General features: G+C 71.3%; 21 protein-coding genes and 3 pseudogenes. 16 read left to right on the top strand and 8 right to left on the bottom strand.

Translation table 11 applies throughout. The features are described from left to right. Together ACFC8N_RS14325 and ACFC8N_RS14320 are read right to left on the bottom strand one after the other, a co-directional pair. Window positions 1–119 (bottom strand): annotated as a pseudogene (locus ACFC8N_RS14325) (ABC transporter); the annotation flags it as partial. Window positions 120–224: 105 nt separating this feature from the next. Beyond that, window positions 225–791 (bottom strand): TetR family transcriptional regulator, encoded by a 567-nt coding sequence (locus tag ACFC8N_RS14320; protein ID WP_356033044.1) that lies wholly within the window; start codon window positions 789–791, stop codon window positions 225–227. Window positions 792–891: 100 nt separating this feature from the next. On the opposite strand from ACFC8N_RS14320, the gene ACFC8N_RS14315 reads away from it, so the two are divergent. The 6 genes and pseudogenes from ACFC8N_RS14315 to ACFC8N_RS14290 all read left to right on the top strand — a co-directional run bounded on the left by ACFC8N_RS14315 (window position 892) and on the right by ACFC8N_RS14290 (window position 5870). Continuing rightward, window positions 892–1659, top strand: a complete 768-nt coding sequence (locus tag ACFC8N_RS14315) for an SDR family NAD(P)-dependent oxidoreductase (RefSeq protein ID WP_376288287.1) — start codon at window positions 892–894, stop codon at window positions 1657–1659. A gap of 20 nt (window positions 1660–1679) precedes the next feature. After that, window positions 1680–2708 (top strand): alpha/beta hydrolase, encoded by a 1029-nt coding sequence (locus tag ACFC8N_RS14310; RefSeq protein WP_376288286.1) that lies wholly within the window; start codon window positions 1680–1682, stop codon window positions 2706–2708. 150 nt (window positions 2709–2858) lie between these two features. After that, window positions 2859–4184, top strand: a complete 1326-nt coding sequence (locus ACFC8N_RS14305; RefSeq protein ID WP_376288285.1) for a lipase family protein — start codon at window positions 2859–2861, stop codon at window positions 4182–4184. A 133-nt stretch (window positions 4185–4317) separates the two neighbouring features. After that, window positions 4318–4500, top strand: a pseudogene (locus ACFC8N_RS14300) (histidine kinase); the annotation flags it as partial. Between the two features lie 49 nt (window positions 4501–4549). Beyond that, window positions 4550–4714 (top strand): hypothetical protein, encoded by a 165-nt coding sequence (locus ACFC8N_RS14295; RefSeq protein WP_376288297.1) that lies wholly within the window; start codon window positions 4550–4552, stop codon window positions 4712–4714. Window positions 4715–4859: 145 nt separating this feature from the next. Continuing rightward, entirely contained in the window at window positions 4860–5870 is a 1011-nt protein-coding gene (locus ACFC8N_RS14290) for an STM4015 family protein (RefSeq protein WP_376288284.1), read from the top strand. 121 nt (window positions 5871–5991) lie between these two features. Here ACFC8N_RS14290 and ACFC8N_RS14285 read toward each other — a convergent pair whose 3' ends face one another. Continuing rightward, window positions 5992–6651 (bottom strand): MSMEG_1061 family FMN-dependent PPOX-type flavoprotein, encoded by a 660-nt coding sequence (locus tag ACFC8N_RS14285; RefSeq protein WP_376288283.1) that lies wholly within the window; start codon window positions 6649–6651, stop codon window positions 5992–5994. Between the two features lie 613 nt (window positions 6652–7264). Here ACFC8N_RS14285 and ACFC8N_RS14280 point away from each other — a divergent pair. From ACFC8N_RS14280 to ACFC8N_RS14265, 4 genes are all read left to right on the top strand, one after another. Next, window positions 7265–7813: a hypothetical protein gene (locus ACFC8N_RS14280; protein ID WP_376288282.1), complete on the top strand. Its 549-nt coding sequence runs from the start codon at window positions 7265–7267 to the stop codon at window positions 7811–7813. A gap of 143 nt (window positions 7814–7956) precedes the next feature. After that, window positions 7957–9783 carry an FAD-dependent oxidoreductase gene (locus ACFC8N_RS14275; protein WP_376288281.1) on the top strand — a complete coding sequence of 609 codons (1827 nt, stop codon included), beginning with the start codon at window positions 7957–7959 and terminating at the stop codon, window positions 9781–9783. Between the two features lie 245 nt (window positions 9784–10028). Further along, a complete protein-coding gene (locus ACFC8N_RS14270) occupies window positions 10029–10601 on the top strand; it encodes a HutD family protein (protein ID WP_376288280.1) in 573 nt (190 codons plus the stop codon). Window positions 10602–11018: 417 nt separating this feature from the next. Then, window positions 11019–11735: an NAD(P)-binding domain-containing protein gene (locus tag ACFC8N_RS14265; RefSeq protein ID WP_356033067.1), complete on the top strand. Its 717-nt coding sequence runs from the start codon at window positions 11019–11021 to the stop codon at window positions 11733–11735. 105 nt (window positions 11736–11840) lie between these two features. Here the strand turns inward: ACFC8N_RS14265 and pyrF are convergent, their stop codons facing one another. Beyond that, the gene (gene pyrF, locus ACFC8N_RS14260) at window positions 11841–12536 is read right to left on the bottom strand and encodes an orotidine-5'-phosphate decarboxylase (RefSeq protein WP_376288279.1); all 696 of its coding nucleotides are present in this window, start codon (window positions 12534–12536) and stop codon (window positions 11841–11843) included. A 138-nt stretch (window positions 12537–12674) separates the two neighbouring features. Here pyrF and ACFC8N_RS14255 point away from each other — a divergent pair. Continuing rightward, window positions 12675–12842, top strand: a pseudogene (locus ACFC8N_RS14255) (ADP-ribosylation/crystallin J1); the annotation flags it as partial. A 59-nt stretch (window positions 12843–12901) separates the two neighbouring features. Here the strand turns inward: ACFC8N_RS14255 and ACFC8N_RS14250 are convergent. Together ACFC8N_RS14250 and ACFC8N_RS14245 are read right to left on the bottom strand one after the other, a co-directional pair. Next, window positions 12902–13678 carry a hypothetical protein gene (locus tag ACFC8N_RS14250; protein WP_376288278.1) on the bottom strand — a complete coding sequence of 259 codons (777 nt, stop codon included), beginning with the start codon at window positions 13676–13678 and terminating at the stop codon, window positions 12902–12904. Between the two features lie 201 nt (window positions 13679–13879). After that, a complete protein-coding gene (locus tag ACFC8N_RS14245) occupies window positions 13880–14935 on the bottom strand; it encodes an aldo/keto reductase (protein WP_356033075.1) in 1056 nt (351 codons plus the stop codon). A gap of 109 nt (window positions 14936–15044) precedes the next feature. Here ACFC8N_RS14245 and ACFC8N_RS14240 point away from each other — a divergent pair, with 109 nt between their 5' ends. After that, window positions 15045–15686: a TetR/AcrR family transcriptional regulator gene (locus tag ACFC8N_RS14240; protein WP_376288277.1), complete on the top strand. Its 642-nt coding sequence runs from the start codon at window positions 15045–15047 to the stop codon at window positions 15684–15686. A gap of 422 nt (window positions 15687–16108) precedes the next feature. Here ACFC8N_RS14240 and ACFC8N_RS14235 read toward each other — a convergent pair whose 3' ends face one another. Continuing rightward, window positions 16109–16840: a hypothetical protein gene (locus tag ACFC8N_RS14235; RefSeq protein ID WP_376288276.1), complete on the bottom strand. Its 732-nt coding sequence runs from the start codon at window positions 16838–16840 to the stop codon at window positions 16109–16111. A gap of 78 nt (window positions 16841–16918) precedes the next feature. Then, window positions 16919–18631 carry a helix-turn-helix domain-containing protein gene (locus tag ACFC8N_RS14230; protein WP_376288275.1) on the bottom strand — a complete coding sequence of 571 codons (1713 nt, stop codon included), beginning with the start codon at window positions 18629–18631 and terminating at the stop codon, window positions 16919–16921. A 179-nt stretch (window positions 18632–18810) separates the two neighbouring features. On the opposite strand from ACFC8N_RS14230, the gene ACFC8N_RS14225 reads away from it, so the two are divergent. The 4 genes from ACFC8N_RS14225 (at window position 18811) to ACFC8N_RS14210 (ending at window position 23606) form a co-directional block, all read left to right on the top strand. After that, window positions 18811–20550, top strand: a complete 1740-nt coding sequence (locus ACFC8N_RS14225) for an FAD-dependent oxidoreductase (protein WP_376288274.1) — start codon at window positions 18811–18813, stop codon at window positions 20548–20550. Window positions 20551–20624: 74 nt separating this feature from the next. Next, complete coding sequence (locus tag ACFC8N_RS14220; protein ID WP_376288273.1) at window positions 20625–21521, top strand: intradiol ring-cleavage dioxygenase; 897 nt, start codon at window positions 20625–20627, stop codon at window positions 21519–21521. Beyond that, on the top strand, window positions 21518–22597 hold the full coding sequence (locus ACFC8N_RS14215) for a maleylacetate reductase (protein ID WP_376288272.1): 1080 nt from the start codon (window positions 21518–21520) through the stop codon (window positions 22595–22597). Before ACFC8N_RS14220 ends, ACFC8N_RS14215 begins: the two co-directional genes overlap by 4 nt. 94 nt (window positions 22598–22691) lie before the next feature. Next, entirely contained in the window at window positions 22692–23606 is a 915-nt protein-coding gene (locus ACFC8N_RS14210; RefSeq protein WP_356033094.1) for a YceI family protein, read from the top strand. Window positions 23607–23638: the final 32 nt, after the last annotated feature.

The following is a 23638-nucleotide window of genomic DNA, read 5'->3' as shown; positions in this document are numbered from 1 at the left end:
AGGAGAGAGAAGATCGTGCCGGCGGGCACCCGGAGGTCGATGCCGTCGAGGACGGTCTTGTCCCCGTAGGACTTGCGCAGCCCGTGCGCCGCGATCGCGAGTTCGTGGTCCTTCGTCATGCCGCAGAGCGTGCGGCCGAGGCGGTTCAGCGCGGTTTCAGCGCGGCTTCAGCGCGGTTTCAGCCGAGGGAGGGAGACCATGCACCACGCACAGGCGGGTCGTGGCTACTTGAGGGCAGCGGCGGCGAGGCGCAATTCGCGGAAGGCCTGGTCGATTTGGTCGTGGAGGGGGACCGAGGGGTCCTGCATCCAGCGGTGGGTGGCGATGGCGAAGGTGTCCATGCCGACCTGGGCGCACAGCGGCGCGATCCGGGCGTCGACGCCGCGGGCCCGCAGGGCGTCGGTCAGCGCGGTGATCAACAGGGCCCGCTTGGCCAGGGCGCGTTCCTGGAGGGCCGGGGTTTGGGCTACGAGGCGGGCACCGGGCTCGGTGACCGGGCGGTTGCGTTCGAGGAGGGGCACCGACTCGTGGAAGGCGGCGCGCAGGGTCGGCAGCGGTTTCGTGCCGGGCGGGACGTCGGCGACAGCCTGGACGAGCAGGTCGCGGAACTCGCCCTCGCGGTCGAAGAACATCTCGCGCTTGTCGGCGAAGTGGCGGAAGAAGGTGCGTTCGGTGACACCGGCGCGTGCGGCGATGGCCTCGACCGGCGTCTGGTCGAAGCCGCGCTCGGTGAACAGCTCAAGAGCAGCCGTCAGGAGCCGCTGACGCACCGCTTCCCCACTTCTCGGCATGCGCCAACCGTAGCACGTTGCGTCAGTGACTGACTCGGCGTAGCGTCAGCTACTGACAGTTTTTGAGTCAGTCACTGACGCATGTTTGGAGGTCGCTCACATGGAACGACGCTTCGACGGCAAGACGGTGATCGTCACCGGTGCGAGTTCCGGGATCGGGGTGGGCATTGCCCGGCGATTCGCCGCGGAGGGTGCGAACGTCGTGCTCGCGGCGCGCCGGAAGGACCGGTTGGAGGCGCTCGCGACCGAACTCGGGTCGGACCGGACGCTGGCGGTGGCCACCGACGTCACCAGGCAGCAGGAGGTACGGGCGATGGTCGACGCCGGCGTGGCCCGGTTCGGCGGCGTCGACGTGCTGGTGTCCAACGCCGGGGTAGGGCTCGGCAAGGAGTTCGAGGAGACCACGCTCGCCGACTGGCGGCTGGTCATGAGTACCGATGTGGACAGCTGCTTCTTCGGGGCGCAGGCGGCGTTGCCGTACCTGAAGCGGAGCCGTGGCAGCATCGTGCAGATCGCCTCGGCGTCCGGGCTGGGCGGCGACCGGATGCTCACCGCCTACAACGCCGCCAAGGGCGCGGTCGTGAACTTGACCCGCGGGCTCGCCTTCGACCTCGGTCAGTTCGGCGTCCGCGTCAACACGGTCGCCCCGGCCTTGACGGTCGGTGCGGAACACGCCGATCACCCCATGGCGGCAGGACTGATCGAACGGTTCAACCAGCGCCGGGCGCTGACCGGTTGCAGCACCCCGGCCGACATCGCCGGCGCGGTCACGTTCCTCGCCTCCGACGACGCCCGCTTCATCACCGGAACCATCCTGCCCGTCGACGGCGGCATCACCGCCGGCAGCGGCCAGCCCCCCTTGTTCTGATTCGGGAAGGGAAAGAGACGATGGACTACGACATCGACCCCGGGCTCGCAGCCGCACTGGCCGCCCTGCCCAAGGGCCCGAACGGCTCGCTGATCGACTTTTCCGACATCCCCGCTTTCCGTGAACGGATGCGGGCGGCCGGCGCACAGTTCCCCGCGCCCGCTCCGGATCCGCGCGTCAAGATCGAGACGCTCGGCATCCGGCGCGAGGACGGGAGCCTGCTCGACGTGGTGATGTTCCACCCCGGCGGCGCCGACCAGCCCCGGCCGGCCCTGGTCTACTTCCACGCCGGCGGGCAGGTGCTCGGCAGCGCCCACGACCGCGCGGCCTGGGCGTACGGCGCGACCATGGCCCTGCGGCTCGATGTCGTGCTGGCCGTGGTCGACTACCGGCTGGCGCCGGAGACCCCGGCGCCGGGCGCCGCCGAGGACGGCTACCTGGCGTACACGTACCTCACCGAGCACGCCGCCGAGAACGGGATCGACCCGGCCCGGATCGGACTCGCCGGCGCGAGCGGCGGCGGGGCGCCCGCCACGGCCACCGCGCTCATGGTCCGCGACCGCGGTGACCGCCGTCCGCGGCTGCTGTCGCTGAACTACCCGATGCTCGACGACCGCCACGAGACCCGGTCCAGCCACGAGATCGTCGACCTCGGCATCTGTGATCGCAGGGAGAGCCTGTACGCCTGGGCCGCCGTGCTGGGTGACCGGATGGGAGCCCCGGACGTGCACCCGTACTCCGCGCCCGGCCGCGCCACCGACGTGGCCGGCCTGCCGGACACCTTCATCGCCGTCGCCCAGTTCGACGTCTTCCGCGACGAGAACATCGACTTCGCGCAACGGTTGATCGCCGCCGGTGTCCCGGTCGACCTGCATGTCTACGCCCACGCCTGCCACGCGTGGGACGTGTTCGCGCCGCAGTCGGCCCTCACCAGGACCTTCGAACAGACCTGGCACGACTACCTGCGCCGCCACCTCCACGGACAGCGGACGCCTCTTCGCGACGCCACCGCCCGCGATGAGACGACGAGTCACATTGCCGAACCGTAATCCACGCAGTGCTACCACGAGTAACTTACTCGTGCGTAAGGTTCTGGCGAACCACTCCCCAGTGGCGTGAGCCGGCCCGTGGGACGGCCCTGCTCACCTGCCGTGCTCACCTGTGCACCTCTCTACCGGCCGCATCACAGGAGGTTCGCCATGCCCCCACGCAAACGGCTCCTGGCGGCAGCGGTCACCGCTGCCGCCTGCCTCGGCGCCCAGGCCCTCTCGCACACCACTGCCTCGGCGGCGGACGATGTCGTCTCCCGAGGCGTCACCATCCCTGCCTTCTACAACCCGCCCGCCGCATTGCCCGCGGCCAACGGTAGCCTCGTCCGCTCCGCGCCTCTCCCGCTCGCCCTCGGCCTGCCGGGCCTCGACGGACCGCTCCCCGGACGCGCGACCCGCCTGATGTACAGGTCGACCGACTCGGGCGGGCAACCGGTGGCGGTCACCGGCGCCTACATCGAACCGTCCGCCGCCTGGAAGGGCGGCGGACCACGGCCCCTGGTCGCGCTGGCACCCGGCACCATGGGCCAGGGCGACCAGTGCGCCGCCTCCCTGGGGCTGGAGCACCCGCTGACGTTCAACGGCCGTACGACATCGGTCGGTTACGAGGATCTGGCGATCTACCGCCTCCTCGCGAAGGGCGTCGCCGTGGTCGTCACGGACTACGTCGGTCTCGGTGCGACCGACCGGCTGCACACCTACGTCAACCGCGTCGACGAAGGGCACGCGGTACTCGACGCCGTCCGCGCGGCCCGCTCGGTGCCCGGGGCCACCGTCACCCATGACTCCCGGGTGGGGCTGTTCGGCTACAGCCAGGGCGGCGGCGCCACCGCCTCCGCCGCCGAACTCCAGGCCTCCTACGCCCCCGACGTCACACTCTCCGGCACCTACGCGGGCGCGCCGCCCGCGGATCTGACCGCGGTCACCAAAGCCATCGACGGCAGCGAGCTGGCCGGTGCGCTGGGCTGGTCCCTGAACGGCTTCCTCCAGTCCGATCCCCAGCTCAGGCCCATCGCCGAAGCACACCTCAACACCGCTGGCAAGGCCGCCCTCGCCGATCTGTCGACCATGTGCGTCGGGGACGCCGTCTTCGGCTACGGGTACGCGAAGAGCACCGCGTGGACGACCGACGGACGGTCCATCAGCGACATCATCGCCGCCACTCCCGCGCTTCAGCGGTTCCTGGACCACCAGCGCATCGGCACACTGAAGCCGTCCGGGCCCGTCCGCGTCGCGACAGGCGTCAGCGACAACCTCGTCCCGCACGCCCAGGCACGTCAACTCGCCGTCGACTGGTGCCGCAAGGGCGCCGACATCACGTACAAGCCCGTCGTACTCCCCGACGTCGGCAGCGCCCTGCTCAACCACTTCGCCCCGCTTCTCACCGACCAGGGCGACGCCATCGGCTGGCTGACCGACCGACTCTCCGGCAAGCCGGCCCCCTCCACCTGCTCGACCCTGCCCGCCCAGCCCTGACCGGCGAGGAGGTCGGCGGACACCGACAGTCTTATCGGGGTGCTTGGCCCTTGCCGTCGCCGACGGGGCCTGGCGCCTTCCCTGTCGCATCTGCCCGTGCTCGACGGGCTGCTCCCTCTGCTGCCTGCGGCCTGTGGCCTGCGCGCTGTTGGGCGACTGTCCGCGCGTCGAGGACGGCAGACGCAGGGCGGCCGCGGAGTGGGTGCGCCAGTCCGAACGGCTCGACCTCGCCCGGGACCCGCACGACCACGTGGCCCACCACGTCACCGCCGTCGCCGTCCAGGCCCGGGCCGGGCAGCGATCGAGAACCTCGTCCACCGCTTCTCCACCCGGGGCAACGCGCCCGGCCGAACACCGAGCACGGCATGGACAGCGCCGCCTGGCCCCCGCGGTTGGCCAGGTCCGTGGAGCGGGTCGTCCAGGAGGGCCTCACCAATGTCCGCAAGCAGCGCGGCTGGTTGTTGGGAACTGGCTCCCTCATCTCCCCGTCGGTCACCGTCCGGCTGCTGGAGCACGGGATCATGGACTGAACCAAGCCGACGAGGCTTGAGCCGGCCGGAGTTCTTCGCCGACACAGACATGAACGCGGACGTGGACCGGATCGCGCGCCCGGCCTCGGATTACGCCCCTTGACACATCGCCACATTGACACATCGCACGCGAGGAGCAGCCCGCATGAAGACCCAGGACGACCACCTTGAGGAGCTCTATGGGCTCCCCGCTTTCACCTTTCCCCTGCCCGGCGAGACGACAAGGCTGCCTGAGCCCGGCACCGTGGCCTGGCGGATCGGCCACGAGCGGTGGACAACCAGCGAGCCGTGGGGGGACGAATTCGCCCGCTTCTGCGCCGAAGTCGACCTCGTACGGGTCCGTGCTCTGATCATCGGCATCTGGGACGACGTGGAGGACACCGATCCCTCCGAGGTCATCGAAGCGCTGCTGGCCGTGCGCGACCGGCTGCCCGCGCTGCGGTCGTTGTTCCTCGGGGACATCACCGACAAGGAGTGCAAGCTCTCCCGGATCAGCCAGACCGACGTCACACCGCTGCTGGCAGCCTTCCCCGCGCTGGAGGAGTTCGGCGTGCGCGCGGGAGAGGGCACCGGCATGGGCGAAACCTTGAGGCTGAAGTTCCCCGCCCTGCGCCACGAGTCGCTGCGCAGGCTGGTCGTGGAGAGCAGCGGCCTGCCGGCCGACGTCGTGCGCGGTGTCGGGGCGAGCGAACTGCCCACGCTGGAGCACCTCGAACTGTGGCTGGGCAGCTCGGACGACGGCGCGGACTGTACGGCGGCCGACCTGGAGCCGATTCTGTCCGGCGCCCGGTTGCCCCGGCTACGGCACCTGGCCCTGCGCAACAGCGAGATCCAGGACGAGGTCGCCGCCGCCGTGGCATCCGCCCCGGTGGTCGGACAGCTTGAGGTGCTCGACCTGTCCATGGGCGTCCTGAGCGACGACGGCGCGGCCGCACTCCTCGACGGCCGGCCGCTGACCCACCTCAGGAAGCTGGACCTGCACCATCACTTCCTCAGCGAGCCCCTCCAACAGCGCATACGCCAAGCGCTCGCACCCGCGGGCGTCGAGGTGGACCTCGACCAGGACTGCGTCCTGGACATCAACGGCCTTCGTCTGCCCGACACACGTTACGACCTCTGCGAGCCTGACATCTGCGTCGGACCAGTCAGCTACTGAGAGGGCGTTCGAAGCCGGCAGTTCGCCACTCATGCCCTGAGGGGATGCATCACGATTGGTCTTGGGGCGGGCTGGTCTGAGGGTTCGGCGGGATGGTGGCTCGGCACTCGCTGGTCCGCCGTTACTCGTACCGGTACTTCAGCGAGTCCGCCTCCGCCTGCTCGATGTCAGCGATCGTCAGCTCCGGCATCCGCAGCTGGGCCAGCGTCACCTCGGCCGAGGTCGGCTGGGCGTCCGCCGGCAACCACTGCTCCGGCTTCCAGGCCCCGCTGCGCAGGAGCGACTTGGGACAGTGCGGGTAGACCTCCTCGATCCCCAGCACCAGCGCACTGGCCGGCGGCTTGCCCACGGCAGTCAGCTGCGACAGCAGATCCGGGCGCGTGGACACGCAGGCCCGGCCGTTCACCCTGAGCGTCGTGGTGCGCCCCGGGATGACGAACAACAACCCGGCCCGGCCGGTGGCGACGACGTTCTGCAGGGTGTCCAGACGCTTGTTGCCGGTCGCGTCCGGTATCGCCAGCGTCCGTGCGTCCAGGACGGCGACGAACCCGGCGGGGCCGCCGCGCGGGGAGACGTCACAGTTGCCCTCGGCGTCCGCGCTGGCGACCAGGACCAGCGATGAGCATCCGATCAACCGCCGGGTCTCGTCGGTGAGTTCCGTCATCTGCTTGCGCACGGCCGCGTCGCTGGGGAGTTCGTAGACCTGGCGCAGCGCCGACTGGTCGGACACGGCGTCGGGACGGAGCGAGTCGAAGGCACTGCTGGCAAGGTGTGTCGTCATGCCCCCGACCCTAATGGGCCGGGCGAGTTGGTCGCAGACGTCGCCCCGCGTCGGCGGGCAGCCTGTGCGTCCGGGCGCCATGAGCGACGCGAAGGCGACCGCCGGCGGGAGGCGGGGCCGGGCTGGGGCGAGCCGGGCCTCTGTACGAACTGGTCTTCACCGACCGGCTCCTGGTGACACAGGTCCATCTGCGGACTGGGCTCTCCCGTGAGCGTCGGGCGCGCTCCACAAGGTGGGGCCCCTCCACGATCGGCCGGGCGATCTGGGAGATCCGCATCCGCCCACTGCCGGTGGAGGGGCATCGCTGTCCGGGACCCAGCACCCAGGTCGGATGGACGACCGGACCGCCGTACGCGCCGAGGGCATCGCCGAGCAGTTCCACCGGCGCCCCGGGGTGAAGGCCGAGGTCGACACGGAGTGCATACCGCGTCCCTGCTCACGCGCGTCACCCGCGTCACCCGCAACGTCGCCCCCGACGCTCCTTCTCCGCGCCGCACTGCTGTCCGTCAACGCCCGCGAACGTCGGTCAGGCACTGGTCTGGGTGGTGGAAGTCTTCTGTGCTCGACGGTGTCTGGGCGGGCGGAAGCGTCTTCGCTGGGTGAAGCTGAATGCGTGAGCATCAGGAACGGGCGCCCGGCAAGTACCGAACAGATCCATGCAGCGCTGGCTGCGCTGGGGGCTGAGCCGCCGGCAGATACCGAGAAGCGGCCCGAGGGGCCACAGGAAGATGACCGCCTGCGGCTGCTTGGCAGTCTTCTGGCGAAGACGGAGCTTGAGATCACCGCCGCGACCCGGCTGACCGAGGAAGAGGAGATCGAGGACGTCCTTGAGACGTTGCTCGGCTGGGGAGACCAAGTGGGAGCGGATCCCGGTCTGGAGGTCAACGTCGTGACGAACCGGCTGCAGCGCACCGCGGTGCAGATCTCCCAGCCCGAGGCGGAGGAGCTGCCTCCCGGCCGGGAAGCCGCCTTCGCCGCCGTAATGACAGCGGTGTACACGCTCGGCGCCCAGCTGCACGCGGAACGCGGCGACACAGAGGGAACCCGGCGCGCTCTGAGCGGGGCGGAAGAAGCCCTCATCGACATCCTGCAAGGCATGCACGACCTGCGCGTCGCCATCGGGGACGCGGCCGGCCCCGAGGACGAAGCCGCCGACGGCTGAATCCTCGGTCGAGGAAGAGGAGTTGTCCACTCGACGGCCACGAACACACCCGGCATTTCTGCTGCCCCGTGATGGTGAGGATGCTGTGGAGGACGGGAAACGGGCTTCCGGGCTCCCGGAAGCCTCTCTACCCTCCCGGAATCATGGCAACCGACCACGCGCAGCAGCCCCAGCCGACCGCCGGACATTCCCGCAGACGCTTCCTCACGGTCGCCGGCGGCGCGGTGGGCGCTGTCGGTGCGACCGCGTTACGACCCGCAGCGCGAGCAGCCGCGGCCACGCCCTCCCGCCGAAGCGTCGCCGTCCTCGGCGGCGGCGTCTCCGGGCTCAGCGCCGCCCACGAACTCGCCGAACGCGGATACGCCGTCACCGTCTACGAGTACCACGACATCCTCGGCGGCAAGGCCCGCTCGATGGACGTCCCCGGCACGGCCGCCGGCGGCCGCAAGCCGCTGCCCGGCGAACACGGCTTCCGCTTCTTCCCCGGCTTCTACCGGAACCTGCCGGACACGATGCGCCGCATCCCCTTCCCCGGCAACGCCGCCGGAGTCCACGGCAACCTCCGCAACGCCACCGAGGAGTTGTTCGCCCGCGGATCGGGCCGCCCCGACCTGCACTTCCCGCTGCGCCGGATCACGACCCCGCCGGCGCCCGGCGACATCACCCCGTCCTGGATCCGCGACCAGATCCTGTCCGTCCTGGACGTGGGCACCCGCCTGCCCGCCCACGAGGTCGCCTACTTCGCCGACCGTCTCCTCGTCCACCTCACCAGTTGCGACGCGCGCCGCGAGGACCAGTGGGAGAAGGTCGCCTGGTGGGACTTCATCCGCGCGGGAGAGATGAGCAGGGAGTACCAGACTCTCCTCGGCATCGGGCAGACCCGCAACCTCGTCGCCACCCGCGCCGAGGTGGCGTCGACCAGGACCGTCGGCCGCGTCATCATCGAGGCCCTGATCCTGTGGGGCCTGCTCGGTCGCGGGATGGACGGTGACGCCGACATCGACCGCGTCCTGAACGCTCCCACCAGCGAGGCCTGGATCGACCCCTGGGAGGCGCATCTGCGGTCGCTCGGCGTCGACTTCGTGACCGGAACGCAAGTGCTGGAGGTCGGGTACCAGGGCGGGCGGGTGACCGGCGTCCGCGTCGCGGCCCGTGCCGGCGGCCACGAGCGCACGGTCACCGCCGACCACTACGTCTCCGCCATGCCCGTCGAACACGCCCGCGCCACCTGGGGCGGGCCTCTGCGCGCCGCCGACCCGCAGCTCGGTCGGTGCGACGCGCTGAAGACGGACTGGATGACCGGCGTGATGTTCTACCTGCGCACGCCCACTCCCGTCGTGCACGGCCACATCAACTGCCTCGACTCACCCTGGTCGGTGACAGCCGTCGGCCAGGCGCAGTTCTGGGACGTGCGGGACTTCTCCCGCGACTACGGCGACGGGCGGGCCCACGACTGCCTCTCCGCGATCATCTCGGAGTGGGACAAGCCCGGCATCCTGTACGGCAAGACGGCCAAGGAGTGCACCCGGGACGAGATCGTGGCCGAACTGTGGGCGCAGCTGAAGGACGGGCTGAACGACACGGGCAAGACCACGCTCAGGGACGAGGACCGCCTCGGCTGGTTCATGGACCCGGCGGTGACGGGCCTGGGCGGCCCCGACCCGCACAACCGCGAACAGCTCCTCATCCACCCGACGGGCACGCTCTACCATCGTCCCTCGGCGCGAACGGCGATCCCGAACTTCTTCCTCGCGGGCGACTACGTCCGCACCGATGTCGACCTCGCGACCATGGAAGGGGCCAACGAGTCCGCACGGCGAGCCGTCAACGCCCTGCTCGACGCGGACCGTTCGGACGCCGAGCGGTGCCGTGTGTGGGAGCTGTACCGACCGCCGGAGATGGAGCCCCTCAAGCGGATCGACGAGGTGCGCTACAGGCTGGGTCTGCCCAACACCTTCGACCTGGGATGATCCGGAAGGGCCACTGCTCCGGCACGAGCGGAGGGAGGACTTTCACCGCGAGGCGGACGACCTGATCGCGCCGGTCGCCCCCCTGTGTCCCAGCTCCTGTGAGGCGTCGGGGGGAGTCGCGTACAGTGCGGTGTCGAGGGCCTGACGGTCCGGGTTCGCAGCCCGACCCGCGCGGTCCTCTCGTCTTGCCCGCCGCCGGGCCGGAAGGAACGGGCTCCGCGGCCGTCCCTCCGGAAGGAAAGCGCATGGCACTGCAGGTTCTGCGGGCGCAGGACAGAACTCCCGCGCCGTGGAAGAACGGCGGAGGTGTCACCTCCGAGGTCGCCGCCCGCCCGGAGGGAGCGCGGACCGACGATTTCGTCTGGCGGGTCAGCATTGCCGATGTCGCGCAGAGCGGACCGTTCTCGGTCTTCGACGGCGTGGACAGGATCATCACCGTCGTCGACGGACCCGGTATGGCCCTGACGGTCGACGGCGCCCGGCATGTAGTGGCCGTCCCGTACGAGCCGTTCGCCTTCGCCGGTGACTCCGACACGCGCTGCGAGCTGCTCGGCGGCCCGATCGTCGACTTCAACGTCATGGTGCGGCGCGCCGATGCGTCGGCGCGGGTCCGGATCGTGCGCGACCGCGTCGCGGTGCGCCCGGCAGCCGGAACGTGCGTGCTCGCAGTGGTCCTCCAAGGTGCGGCCACCCTCGGACGCAAGCCCGTACGCCTCGACCGCCTGGATGCCGCACTGTTCGCCCCGGGGGACGCCGACGCCATCGACGTCGACGGGGTTCTCGCACTGGTCACTGTCGCCGGACGCGACTCGGACTGACCCGGCGCCTCTTCGCCATCTCGAACACCGCTGCCTGCACCGGCCCCGGTCGATACCGCACAGTCCGGACGAGCCCGATCCGGCTCGGTGAAGCGGGGTGCACCCGCCGATGAGGGTCGACGACCAGGGCCTGGCGCCCGGCGGGGCGGAGGTCGGCGCGGCCCGCGATCCTCCGCCCAGGCCGGATCGTCGTAGCGCGCACACGACCGCGCCGCCTCCGGCCCCCTCGTCCGGGTCCGCCGACAGCGCGGCCCGCTGGTCGCCGGACATCCGGCCCCAGCCGAAGACTCCGTGTCGGCGTGCCACACGATGACCTTGGAAGCCGCTGCCCTTCGGCTCTCGAAGGATGCGCTTCGAGCGTTCGCCGGCGGCAGGGCTCGGACGGAATACGTGCGGATCCCTGCTGGTTGGCTCGGCGTGGCTACTTTAGGACTCATCGGCAGCGGACGGGTCGGCACCACGCTCGCGCGACTGGCCGTGCACAGCGGACTCGACATCGTGCTCAGCAACTCGCGCGGCCCCGAGACGCTGGCCGGTCTGGTCGCGGAACTTGGTCCCCGGGCTCGGGCGGCGACCGCGGCGGAGGCCGCGGCGGCGGGCGACTGGGTGGTCGTGAGCGTGCCGTTCACAGCGTACGGCTCCTTGCCGCGCCGGCCTCTGGCGAGCAAGACGGTCATCGACACCAGCAACTACTCTCCGCAGCGCGACGGCAGGGTCGAGGCCCTGGACAACGGCTCGACCACGAGCAGCGAGCTGCTCCAGCAGTACCTCGGTGAATCGGCGTATGTCGTCAAGGCGTTCAACAACATCCACCACACACACCTCGCCGTCCTGAACAGGCCGGCAGGGGCCGAGGACCGCACCGCGCTCCCCATCGCCGGAGACAACACCGAGGCGAAACGACACGCGACCGCACTGCTCGACACCCTCGGATACGACGCCGTCGATGCGGGATCACTCCCGCAGGGCAGGCTGTTCGCGCCGGGCACGCCCGCATACGGCGCCCCGTACACGGAGCTGCCCAGCGAGTCGTTCGGCTCCCTGGCGGCCGGCGCCGCCCCAGCCGGGTTCCTCTCGCTCAAAGCAGGCCCGGCTTCGGCAGCCGAGGTACGAGCGCTCCTGGCGAAGGCGTAGTTCTCGATGGTGGCGTTGCCGCAGCTGACGTCGGCGAGGTCGAAGAGCGAGCCGAGGTCGCGTTCGACGACCTGCGGGTAGGACGGATCGGTGCGCTCGCAGCCGTCACGGAGTGAGACTGGCCCGGACGAGACGGAAGGCGACCGCCGGTTCCGCAGCGCGGGTGACCGTCCTGCCAACGACGACATGCGAGGCCCCAGCGGTAATCGCCGCATGCGGTGTCCCGGGGCGGGCGTGCTCGGCCGGGGATTCGCCGGGCAGCGCGACTCCCGGAGTGACGATCAGGGCATCGGGACCCAGGGTGCTGCGCAAGGCCGCGACGTCCCTCGGCGAGGCAATCACGCCATGGCAGCCGGCCTTCTGCGCCAGACGGGCCAGCCGGAGCACCTGCTGGTCCACCCCGTCTCTGACGCCGATGTCGACAAGATCCGTGTCAGTCATACTCGTGACCACGGTCAGGGCGAGGACGCGCAGTTGAGGGAAGTCTCGGGCGGCCTCGACCGCGGCTGACACGATGCCTCTGCCGCCCATGCCGTGCACGGTGACCATGGACACGCCCAGTGCCCCCGCGGCGCGAACCGCGCCGGCAACCGAGTTCGGGATCTCGAAGAGCTTGAGGTCCAGGAAGACCTCCTTGCCCTGGTCGACAAGGCTCTTGATGACGTCCGGCCCGGCAGCGGTGAGCAGTTCCAGGCCGACTTTGTAGAAACGGCATTCGTCGCCCAGCCGCTCAACGACGGCGTCGGCGGTTGCGCGATTGTCGCAATCCAAGGCGACGATGATCTGGCGGGTCGCATCCACGGCGTCATTGTGCCGCCACCCCCACCGCAGCCTGTCGCACCACCGACGCCACCGAAACCGTGTGGCTGGTGCGGTGAGTCTGCCGGTACCGTCGGCTTCCCGGCCGGCCGCACCGGTGCCGGTCACATCCAAAGAGCGATACCCGCGACCTTCCAGCGAGCTACGACGACCCTGTGGCGTCCCACCGGCCCGAAGGAACTGGCGCTGGTGTGCGAACTGGGCTGGCGTGCCTGGCCTCCCCGGCTGCCGGAGCAGCCGATCTTCTACCCGGTCCTCAACGAGGACTATGCCATCAAGATCGCCCGGGTCGGCTCCGCCTGCGCCCCGGCCCGAGCCGCTCGACGTGCCGGGTGTCTGCAGCTGCGTCATCCGACGGCCACGGGTGCGAGGCCGAGGTCGGCGAGTGCCGCCGTACCGGCGGCGGCATGGCCGCTCCCGGCGAGCAGCAGGGTGCGGGCCGATTGGTAGCGGCAGCCCGCCGCGTCGAACGCCCTTGCGGCGGCGAGCTGTCGTGTCAGGTCGTCGTCCAGCAGTGCCTGCGCCCGGTCCAGTGGGGCGGTGGCGACGGGGTTGCCGGCGACCACGCTCCGGGCGGCGTCGACCCGGGCCCGGGCGTCGGGGTGCCCGGCGAGTACCGACGCCTCCGCCCGGAGCGCGACGTACCAGTGCAGCCAGACCCAGCAGGCCCACTTCCACACCTGTTCCGGCTCCGGTGCCAGCCTCCCCAGGGCCGCGTCGGCGTCCTCGTGGTGGAGCAGGACCAGGGCGTCGAAGACCGCGCCGTGGCCATGACGGTGGTGCAGCACGGGGCCCGCCCGGTCCGCGATCGCGAGCCAGGTCGCCCGTGCGTCGTGGTCGCCGCGCAGGCCGTGGATCATGGCGACCGACGCGGCGGCGGGGCCGAGCACGAACGACCGCTGCCGACCGCTGTGTTCCCACGCGTCGAGGAACGTCGCGCTGTCCGTGAGCACCTGGTCGCCCTGGCCTGCGAGCGCCTCCGTGACCAGGAGCCAGGACGTGGCGTGGTGACCGGCCTCGGCCAGCAGCGGATGCTCGGCGAGCTGCCTGCTCCACCCGCGGGCCTGGCGGAGCTCCCCCACGCCGAGGACGTTCCCGGCGGCCATCGCGAGGGCGTCCGCCAACTCGTGCGTACGGGCCGGGGTGCGCGGTACCGGAGCCAGGATGTCGATGCGACGCCGGGCGGCAGCTGCGGCGCCGAAGGGGTCTCCGGCCAGGCATGGCGCGAGGCGAACGAACTCCGCGAACGCGAGCTGATGCGCGACGGGCGCTGGCTGGTGTCACGCTCAGCAGACATCTGAACGCGCAGGCAGCAGCACCGAGCGTCAGGCGTCGGCCGGAGGCGTGAAGTCCAGCGGCGGGTTCAGCCTGGCGAAGCCCTCCTGGCGTTCGTAGGGGAAGTACGGATACGGCGCCGGCTTGCCGCTCGCCGCGTCGAGTCGTGCCACCTGGTCGGCCGTCAGGGACCAGCCGACGGCGCCGAGGTTCTGGCGGAGCTGTTCCTCGTTGCGGGCGCCGATGATGACGGAGGACACGGTCGGCCGTCGCAGCAGCCAGTTGATGGCGATCTGCGGGACGGCCCTGCCGGTCTCCTGCGCGATCTCGTCGAGCGCGTCGATCACGCGGTAGAGATGCTCGTCGTCGACCGGCGGACCGTAGGCGGCGGTGTCGTGCAGGCGGCTGTCGGCGGGCAGCGGTCGGCCGCGGCGGATCCTGCCGGTCAGCCGTCCCCAGCCGAGCGGGCTCCACACGAGTGCTCCGAGGCCCTGGTCGAGTCCGAGGGGCATCAGTTCCCACTCGTAGTCGCGGCCGACGAGGGAGTAGTAGACCTGCTGCGCGACGTAGCGCGGTCGGCCGTACCGCTCCGCGACCGCGAGGGACTTCATCGTCTGCCAGCCGGAGAAGTTGGAGACTCCCAGGTAGCGGACCTTCCCCGCGCGGACGAGGTCGTCGAGCGTGGACAGGACCTCCTCGATCGGGGTGCCGGCGTCGAAGGCGTGCAGCTGGAACAGGTCGATGTGGTCGGTACCGAGCCTGCGCAGCGCGTCCTCGCACGCGGTGATCAGCCGCGACCGGGACGAGCCCGCGTCGCCCGGCCCGTCGCCCATCGGGAGGCTGGTCTTGGTGGACACGAGCACCTGGTCCCGGCGGCCCTTGATCGCCTCGCCCAGGACTTCCTCGGACGCGCCGCCGGAGTAGACGTCGGCGGTGTCGAACATCGTGATCCCGGCATCCAGGCAGATGTCCACGAGCCGGCGTGCCTCGCGGGCATCGGTGGTGCCCCAGGCGCCGAACACCGGTCCCTTGCCGCCGAAGGTGCCGGCGCCGAAGCTCAGCGCGGGGACCTTCAGCCCGGACGCGCCCAATCGCCTGTATTCCATGGCTGCTCCCCCACTCTCCTCGGCCCGTCCAACTAATGGGTCACGAGTTCCATTAGGATGTGCCCCCAACGTAGCACGCGAAGACGACTAACGAAACCGGAGTCCCGTTATGGATTCGATGGATGGCGATCCGACGTCCTCCGAGCCGGGTACGGTCCGGCCCGGCGGACGTACGGCGCGGGTGCGGGCGGCGGTGCTCCGGGCGGCCGGGGACACCCTGGCCGAGCAGGGCTTCGCCCACCTGGACCTCGCGGAGATCGCCCGGCGTGCCGACGTGGGCAAGACCACCGTCTACCGCCGCTGGGGAACCGTCACCGGCCTGGTGGCCGACCTGCTGACCGACATGGCCGAGCAGTCGTCGCCGCGCGCCGAGACCGGCTCGCTGCTGGGCGACCTCACGGCCAACGCCCGCCTCGTGCAGCGCACTTTGGCCGACCCGCGCCAAGGAGCCCTGTTCAAAGCCGTCATCGCGGCCGCCACCTGCGAGGCCAGAACGGCCGAGGCCCTGCACCGCTTCTACGACGTCCGCGTCGCCGAGTGGGCTCCCTGTGTCCAGCAGGCCGTCGACCGGGGTGAGGCACCCGAGGGCACCGACCCCCACGAGGTGGTCCGCGCCGTCTCCGCGCCCCTCTACTACCGCCTGCTGACCACCGACCGCCCGCTCGACGAAGCCGCCGCCGACCGGGCCGCCGCGGCGGTCGAGGCCGCCGCGCGCGCCGGGGTGTACGTGCGCGGCCACCGCGCCTCGTGACGGGCCCGCCTCCAGCGGCGATGAACGTGGCGGAGCCCGGGAGTCGTATCCAGCTCCCGGGCCCCTGGGGATGCCACCCAATTGCGCACGCCGGCGGCGTTTAAGAGGACGGATCAGTCATCATGCCGTCGTGTTCTTCCTTTGAACTACCGCACCGCGTGAGAGGTGCAGGCGAGAGTCGAACTCGCATCCGACGGCGTTCGTCCGGCCTCGGTCGATCCGGCGATCGGCGGCGATGCTGAGACTGGAGCGAGAGTCTGAGATTGACCGCGGGACCTTTGCGGCACCGCTTCTTCAGGCTGAACTTCAGTGTCAGCTTGCGCTCATCGCGCGGACCGGTCCTCAATCCGGCCCGCGCCTGTCGCGCACCCCTGCGCTCGCACGCGGGGGCGATCATGGATTGCCACCGTGGTCGGCCGGCGTCAGCCGAGCAGGTAGCCGAACACCGCGTCGCCGATCCGCTGGTCGGTGACCTCGGCGCCGTTGGCCTCCTCGCGGGCGAACTTCACCGCCTGCTGAAGCTTCTCCACGCGCTCCACCAGTTCGTTGACCCGCCGAGCCGGGAGCGCTCCGGAGAACTTCACGGTCGTCCAGTACCCGATGGGCACGTCCTCGTGGTACACCTCGACCTGCGCCGGGTGCTTCTCGGTGGCCTCTGCCTTGACGTGGTTGCGCGGGACCTTCTTGGTGCGGATCGTGCGCACCGGGTCCGTCTTCCACCAGTCCGTGGAGGGGTCGTGCGACCAGGACTCGGCGGCGTCGAGGGTGGGGAGCTTCCTGACGAACGTGTGCAGGTCGGTGAGCTGCTTCTCCAGGAAGAGGAGGTAGCTGACGGGGACGTCGCTGAGAATGGTCCGGCCGTCGACCGCGACGTCCGCGCGGGCCGCGCAGTTCGCCCAGTCCTTGGTGGCGGTCACGTCGAAGAGCCGGGTGAGCGACGCGGACATCTCCCGCAGCACGTCCTCGGCCTGCACCTGTACGCGCGTGGACTCGGGCGGCAGTTGCTCGCCTTCCTCGTCCTTCGGCTGGTACGTGCGCGAGATACCGGCCAGCAGGGCCGGCTTCTGCACCTTGTGGTGTGCCGCGGTGATGTCCTGGAGCGACTTGCTCTTGACACCCTTCTCGACGGCGATGATCTGGTTCAGTTTCGCCACTTCGGGTCCCCCTTCGAACAGGCAGGAACGTACCCCGCAGGCTGGAACACCCGCATCTCCTTTATCGCCGCCGGCCGTTCAGCCCTGATAGCCCCGCAGCTTGCGGTACAGCGTCGCCCGGCCGATGCCCAGAGCGGCCGCCGTGCGCGCCTTGTTGCCGCCGTGCCGGCGCAACGCGTCCAGGATCGCGGTGCGTTCGGCGTGCTCGATCGCGCTGAGGTGCCGCTCCGCGGGGCCTTCCCGCACCGGGTCCGGCAGTTCGGCCCGCCGGACCGGCCCGGACACGCGTCGGTGCTCCGCCAGCGTCCGTACGACATGGGCGAGTTCGGTGATGTTCCCCGGCCACGGGTGCTGCTCCAGGGCGCGCAGCGCGTCGAGCGTCCAGGCCAGCGGTGCCCGTCCCGGCAGCGGCCGCGGCGCCAGCGCCGACAGCAACTCCCCTATGTCCTCGGGGCGTTCACGCAGCGCGGGCAGGGACACGGAGCGGGCGGCCAGCGTGTCCAGGAGCCGCTGGAGACAGGGGCCGGGCGGCGCGCCAGGCGTGTAGGTCACCAGCAGCGGGGCGTGCGGGTGTGTGCCGAGCAGGGAGTTGAGCGCGGCCACACCGGGCTGTGTGAGCCGCTCCGCGTGCCGCAGCAATACCGGCCGATCCCGCTCCAACTCGACCTGTATGCAACCGAGTTCTTCGTCCTCGGCTGCGTCGACGACCCGCGCGGCGCTTCCTCCCGGCAGCTGACGGGCCAGCACCGTCTTGCCCGTGCCCCGCTCGCCCGTCAACAGCAACGGCCCCGCGGAACCCGCCAGGGTGAGCGCACGCGCCACCGCGTGCCGCCAGGCGACCGACGAACCGGCCAGGGCCGTGGACCGGCGTGGCGCGGGGCGGCCGGGGTCGGCGAGCGGGTGCAGCAGAGCCACGAGCCCGATCACGGCACCCTCATGACGTACGGGGGTCACCCGCGCGGTACAGCCCGCGCCCTCGGGCAGCCGGACGACGTCGACCGGCGTGTCGTGCCCGCGTACGGACACGGCCCGGCGCTCCAGCGCGGCCAGTGCCTGCGGCGAGAGCAACCGCTCCGCGGCCGGACTGAGCAGCCGGTTGCGGCCGTCGAGGACCGCCACCGCGAGGTCCGGGCCCTGAGCCGCCCGGCGGTAGGCGTCGAGCAGGGCCCGTTCGGCCGTCCGCGACCGGGTGAGCAGCACGGCTTCCACGGCGTTCGCGGCGGCCTCGGCGAGCGCGGCGCCCGGATGCGGCGGGCACCCGCCGCACAGCCCTGTCACGACGCTCACCGTGCCGACCAGATGCCCGCCGTCCGGCGCGAGCACCGGCACGCTCACCGCCGACAGGTCCTGCCAGCGGTCCAGGAAGTGCTCGGGACCGTGCACCTCGGCCCGGCGCCGGGTGCGCGCCGCGAGGGCCGCGCTGTTGTGGCCGACCTCCTGTTCCGAGAGGTCGGAGCAGGGTTCGAGCCCAGGGACGCTGCCTCCCGTCCACAGCACACGCAACCGGTGGTCGGTGAGGAGCAGGACCGCCCGGCCGGTCCCCAGGGCGGGTGCGAGCCGCTCCAGCACGGGGCGGGCGACGCCGAGCAGGGCCGACTCCAGCGGCGGGACGGGGCCGGCGGCCGGCTGCCGGAGGTCGTGCGGCACCCCGAAGAACCGGGCGCGCCGCCAAGCGGCGACGACCTCGTCCGGCACGCCGTCCGGCAGGGGACGCCCGGTCAGGAACCGCTCGCGGGCCTGGCGCAGCGGGGTGAGCGTGAGGTCGGCAGGGGTGTGTTGGGTGCTGGTCACGACGCCTTCCACCCTACCGGAGTCAGTTGAATCGACAACAACTACGGTCCGCCCCGTCGGCCCCACCCGTACAGGGAAGGCGAGTTGACCGGGCTGTCTCGAAATGAGACAGCCGTGCCCCGGCGCACCGCACCATGATCATGACTGCCTGAAGTCCGCTCTCCCCCTCAGGAGCACCCGTGCCCACCGTCGTCGAGACCGACGTCCTGATCGTAGGCAGTGGCCCCGCCGGCGCGTCGGCCGCGCTCGCGCTGAGCACCTACGGCGTGCCCAACCTCGTCGTGACCCGCTGCGCGAGCCTCGCCGACACGCCCCGCGCCCACATCACCAACCAGCGCACGATGGAGGTGCTGCGCGACCTCGGAGTCGAACAGGACGTCATCGCACGGGCCACCCCGCAGCACCTGATGGGCGACACGACCTTCTGCACCAGCCTGGCCGGCGAGGAACTCGGCCGGGTGCGCTCCTGGGGCAACGACCCGCTCGTCCAGGCCGCGCACGACCTCGCGAGCCCGACCCGCATGTGCGACATGCCCCAGCACCTCATGGAGCCGGTGCTCGTCGACGCCGCCGTCGCCCGCGGCACCCGGCTGCGCTTCCAGACCGAGTACCTCTCCCACACCCAGGACACGGGCGGCGTCACCGCCACCGTCCACGACCGGCTGCGCGGGGACACGTACGAGATCCGCGCGAAATACCTGATCGGCGCGGACGGTGGCCGCTCGAAGGTCGCCGCGGACGCCGGCCTGCCGATGGGCGGCCGGATGGGCGTCGCGGGCAGCATCAACATCGTCTTCGACGCGGACCTGGCCCGGTACACCGCACACCGTCCGTCCACCCTCTACTGGGTGCTCGCTCCGGGCGCGACGGTCGGCGGCATCGGCGCCGGGCTGGTGCGCTGCGTCCGGCCGTGGAACGAGTGGCTGATCGTGTGGGGGTACGACGTCACCGCGGGCGCCCCCGATCTGACCACCGAGTACGCCGAGTCCGTCGTCCGCAGGCTGATCGGCGACGACGACATCCCCGTGACGATCAGGTCGTCCTCCGCGTGGACGGTCAACGAGATGTACGCGCAGACGTACGCGAGCGGCCGCGTCTTCTGCGCCGGTGACGCCACGCACCGCCATCCGCCGTCCAACGGCCTCGGCTCCAACACCTCCATCCAGGACTCGTACAACCTGGCCTGGAAGCTGAAGATGGTCCTCGACGGGACCGCCGACGCCCGGCTCCTCGACACGTACACCGCCGAACGCGCCCCGATCGGCCGGCAGATCGTCACCCGCGCCAACAAGTCCATCGGCGAGACCGCCCCCATCTTCGAGGCGCTCGACGGACTCTCCCCGCAGACCCCCGAACAACTGCGGGCCAACATCGCCGCCCGCAAGGACGCCACCGAGGCCGCCGAGAAGCAGCGCGCCCGGCTGCGCGAGGCGATCGCCCTCAAGGTCTACGAGTTCAACGCGCACGGCGTCGACCTCAACCAGCGGTACGACTCCGACGCCATCGTGCCCGACGGCACCCCCGACCCCGGCTTCGCCCGCGACCCGGAGCTCCACCACCAGCCCTCCTCCCGCCCCGGCGCGAAGCTGCCGCACGCCTGGATCACCTCCGGCACCCGCAGGCTCTCCACGCTCGACGCCGTCGGCCGGGGCCGTTTCACCCTGCTGACCGGCATCGGCGGCGACGGCTGGGTGCGGGCCGCGCAGGCGCAGGAGATCGACATCGCCACCGTGGTCATCGGCCCCGGCCAGGAGTACGAGGACCCGTACGGCGACTGGGCGCGGCTGAGCGAGGTGTCCGACGCGGGTGCCCTGCTGGTACGTCCCGACGGTTTCGTGGCCTTCCGGCACCCGTCGGCGGCACCCGACGCCGAGCCGCTGCTGACGAACGCGCTGCGGCGCATCCTTGGGCACGGCTGAACACACGCGACGGCGGGAAGGCAGGTCACCGTGGGCAGCGGAACGCGCAATGCCGCAGACGACAAGGAGCTCGGATGACCAGCGGCGCGGAAAAGACCGTCATCGAAGAGACCGTCACCGAGGAGGCCGTCACCGAGGAGGCCCTCGCCAGTCTGCGCGCGACTGCCGATCCCCGGCTGCGGGAGTTGCTCGGCGGGCTCATCCGCCATCTGCACGACTTCGTGCGCGAGACCCGGCTCACGCAGGAGGAGTGGGAGAAGGCCGTCGGATTCCTGACGGCAACCGGGCAGACCTGCACGGACACACGGCAGGAGTTCATCCTGCTGTCGGACGTGCTCGGCCTGTCCATGCTCGTCGAGACCGTCAACGACGGCCGTGGCCCCGGCGCCACCGAGTCGACCGTGCTCGGCCCCTTCCACCTGACCGAGTCGCCCGCCCGTCGGCTCGGCGACGACATCGACCTGGTGGGCGGCGGCGAGCCGTGCGTCGTCAGCGGCCGGGTGCGCTCGCAGGACGGCTCCCCGCTGCCCGGCGCCGTCCTGGACGTCTGGCAGGCCGACGCCGAGGGCTACTACGACGTGCAGCAGCCGGACGTCCAGCCCGCGGGCAACGGCCGCGGACTGTTCACGGCCGACGCCGAGGGCCGGTTCTGGTTCCGCACCTGTGTCCCGGCCCCCTACCCGATCCCCACGGACGGCCCGGTCGGCACCCTGTTGCACGCCACCGGCCGGCACCCCTACCGCCCCGCGCACATCCACTTCATCGCCACGGCCGACGGCCACTCCCCCGTCACCACGCACATCTTCGTGGCCGGCAGCGACTACCTGGACTCCGACGCCGTGTTCGCGGTGAAGAAGAGCCTGGTGCAGGAGTTCGCGCGGATCGACGACCCGGCTCTGGCCCGGGAGTTCGGTGTCCCGAACCCCTTCCGGCAGGCGCGCTTCGACCTCGTCCTGGAGCGGGCGTCATGACGTTCTCCGCCGACTTCGTGTACGAGACCCGGCCCGTGCGGGTCGTCTTCCGGCCCGGCGCATCCGTGACCGCGGTCCCGGACGAGGCCCAGCGCCTCGGTCTGCGGCGGCTGTTGGTGGTCTGCGGAAGCCGGGGCGAGACCGTCGCCAGGGCGGTGGCGGACGCGCTCGGCGACACCTGCGCGGGGCTGCACGCCGAGGCGCGGATGCATGTTCCCGTCGACGTCGCCGACCGGGCCGTCGCGGTGGCGCGGGCGGCCGGGGCCGACGGGTGCGTCGCGGTCGGCGGCGGTTCGGCCATCGGCCTCGGCAAGGCGATCGCGCTGCGCACGGGCCTGCCGCTGATCGCCGTGCCGTCCACGTACGCGGGCTCGGAGATGACCCCGGTCTGGGGCCTGACGGAACACGGCGTCAAGCGCACCGGCCGCGACCCAGTGGTCCAGCCCCGCAGCGTCGTCTACGACCCCGAGCTCACCCTCTCACTGCCGGTGCCGCTCAGCGTGACCAGCGGTGTCAACGCCCTGGCCCACGCCGTCGAGGCGCTGTACGCCCCGGACACCTCGCCACTGGTCTCGCTCATGGCGCAGGAGGGTGTCCGCGCGATGGCCGAGGCGCTGCCGCAGCTGGCCGCCGAACCCACCGGGCTCGACGCGCGCGGCCGGGCCCTGTACGCGGCGTGGCTCTGCGGAGCGTGCCTCGGCGCCACCACCATGGGCCTGCACCACAAGCTGTGCCATGTGCTGGGCGGCACGTTCGGACTCCCGCACGCACAGACGCACACGGTGGTGCTCCCGTACGCCCTCGCCCACAACGCGCCCGCGGTGCCGCAGGCGATGGCCGCCCTCGACCGGGCGCTGGACACACATGACTCGCCGCGTGCCCTGCGCGACCTGTCGGTGGGACTGGGGGCGCCGCGTTCCCTCGCCGAACTCGGCTTGAAGGAAGGCGACTTGGCGGTGGCGGCCGAGCAGGTGGCGGGCCTGCCGTACGCCAATCCACGCACGGTCACGGCGGAAGGCGTCCTCGGGGTGCTGCGCGCGGCGTTCGAGGGACGGGACGTGACTGTCTCGTATTGAGACACCCGTGCCGACGCAGTGTGTCTCACGATCGAACGGGGGGTGTGACCGTATGCGGGCGCGGCTGCGCCATGCGTCGAGAAAGGTGAACATCATGGCCTTCGCACTGCTCCGGCGTCGGCGACCCAAGGGCGCCCCGGCCGAGGCGGCGGGCCTTTCGCTCTCCCTCCCCAGCGGCGCGGGCGGTGTGGGCCGCGAGGTCGTCGACCCCATGGGTTCGCCCATGGCGGCCGCGGACGTCACGGTCACCGCGCTGGACACACACCGCGTCGTGGCCCGCGGCACCACCGACCCGTACGGCTTCTTCCTCGCGGCGCTGCCGCCGGGCCAGTACAGCCTGCTGATCGCCGCGGAAGGGCTGCGGCCGCACCGCGAGACGGTGGCGATCGCGGCGGGTGCGGCCGCGCCCACCGAGCGCGTGTGGCTCCAGCCCGCACAGGCCCTGGAGCTGCCGTCGCCCGGCACCTGGCTCTTCGACCCACCGCACACGGCCATCCGCTTCATCGCCAAGCACGTCGGCATGGCACACGTCCACGGCCGCTTCGAGCGCTTCGACGGCGGCATCCAGATCGATCAGGACATGACCCGCTCCCGAGTGCACGTCCGCATCGACGCGTCCAGCATCACCACGGGCAACAACACCCGCGACAACCACCTGCGCTCGGCCGACTTCCTCGACGTCGCGCGTTTCCCGCACATCGACTTCGCCAGCACGCGCTTCGCCTACCGGGGCGGCAGCAGGTGGACCCTGCACGGCTCCCTGACCATGCACGGCGTGAGCCGCTCGGTGTCGCTGGACTCGACCTACCTCGGCACGGTGAACGGCGGTTACGGCGAGGAACTGCGCTGCGCCGCGCTGGCCAAGGCGGAGCTGCACCGCGAGGACTACACCCTGAACTGGCGCACCATGCTGGCCCGCGGGATCGCGGTGGTGGGCCCGACGGTCCAGCTGGAACTGGACGTACAGGCGATGTACCGGACGCACGACACACCCACCCCTCCCGAGTAACCCGCAGGCGGAACAGCCCCGCGCTGCGCAGG

Origin of the sequence: Streptomyces sp. NPDC055966 (genome assembly GCF_042269865.1) — a bacterium.
Classification (GTDB): Bacteria; Actinomycetota; Actinomycetes; order Streptomycetales; family Streptomycetaceae; genus Streptomyces.
Note: the sequence above shows the minus strand (reverse complement) of the source record. Positions and strands in the feature narration are given on the sequence as shown.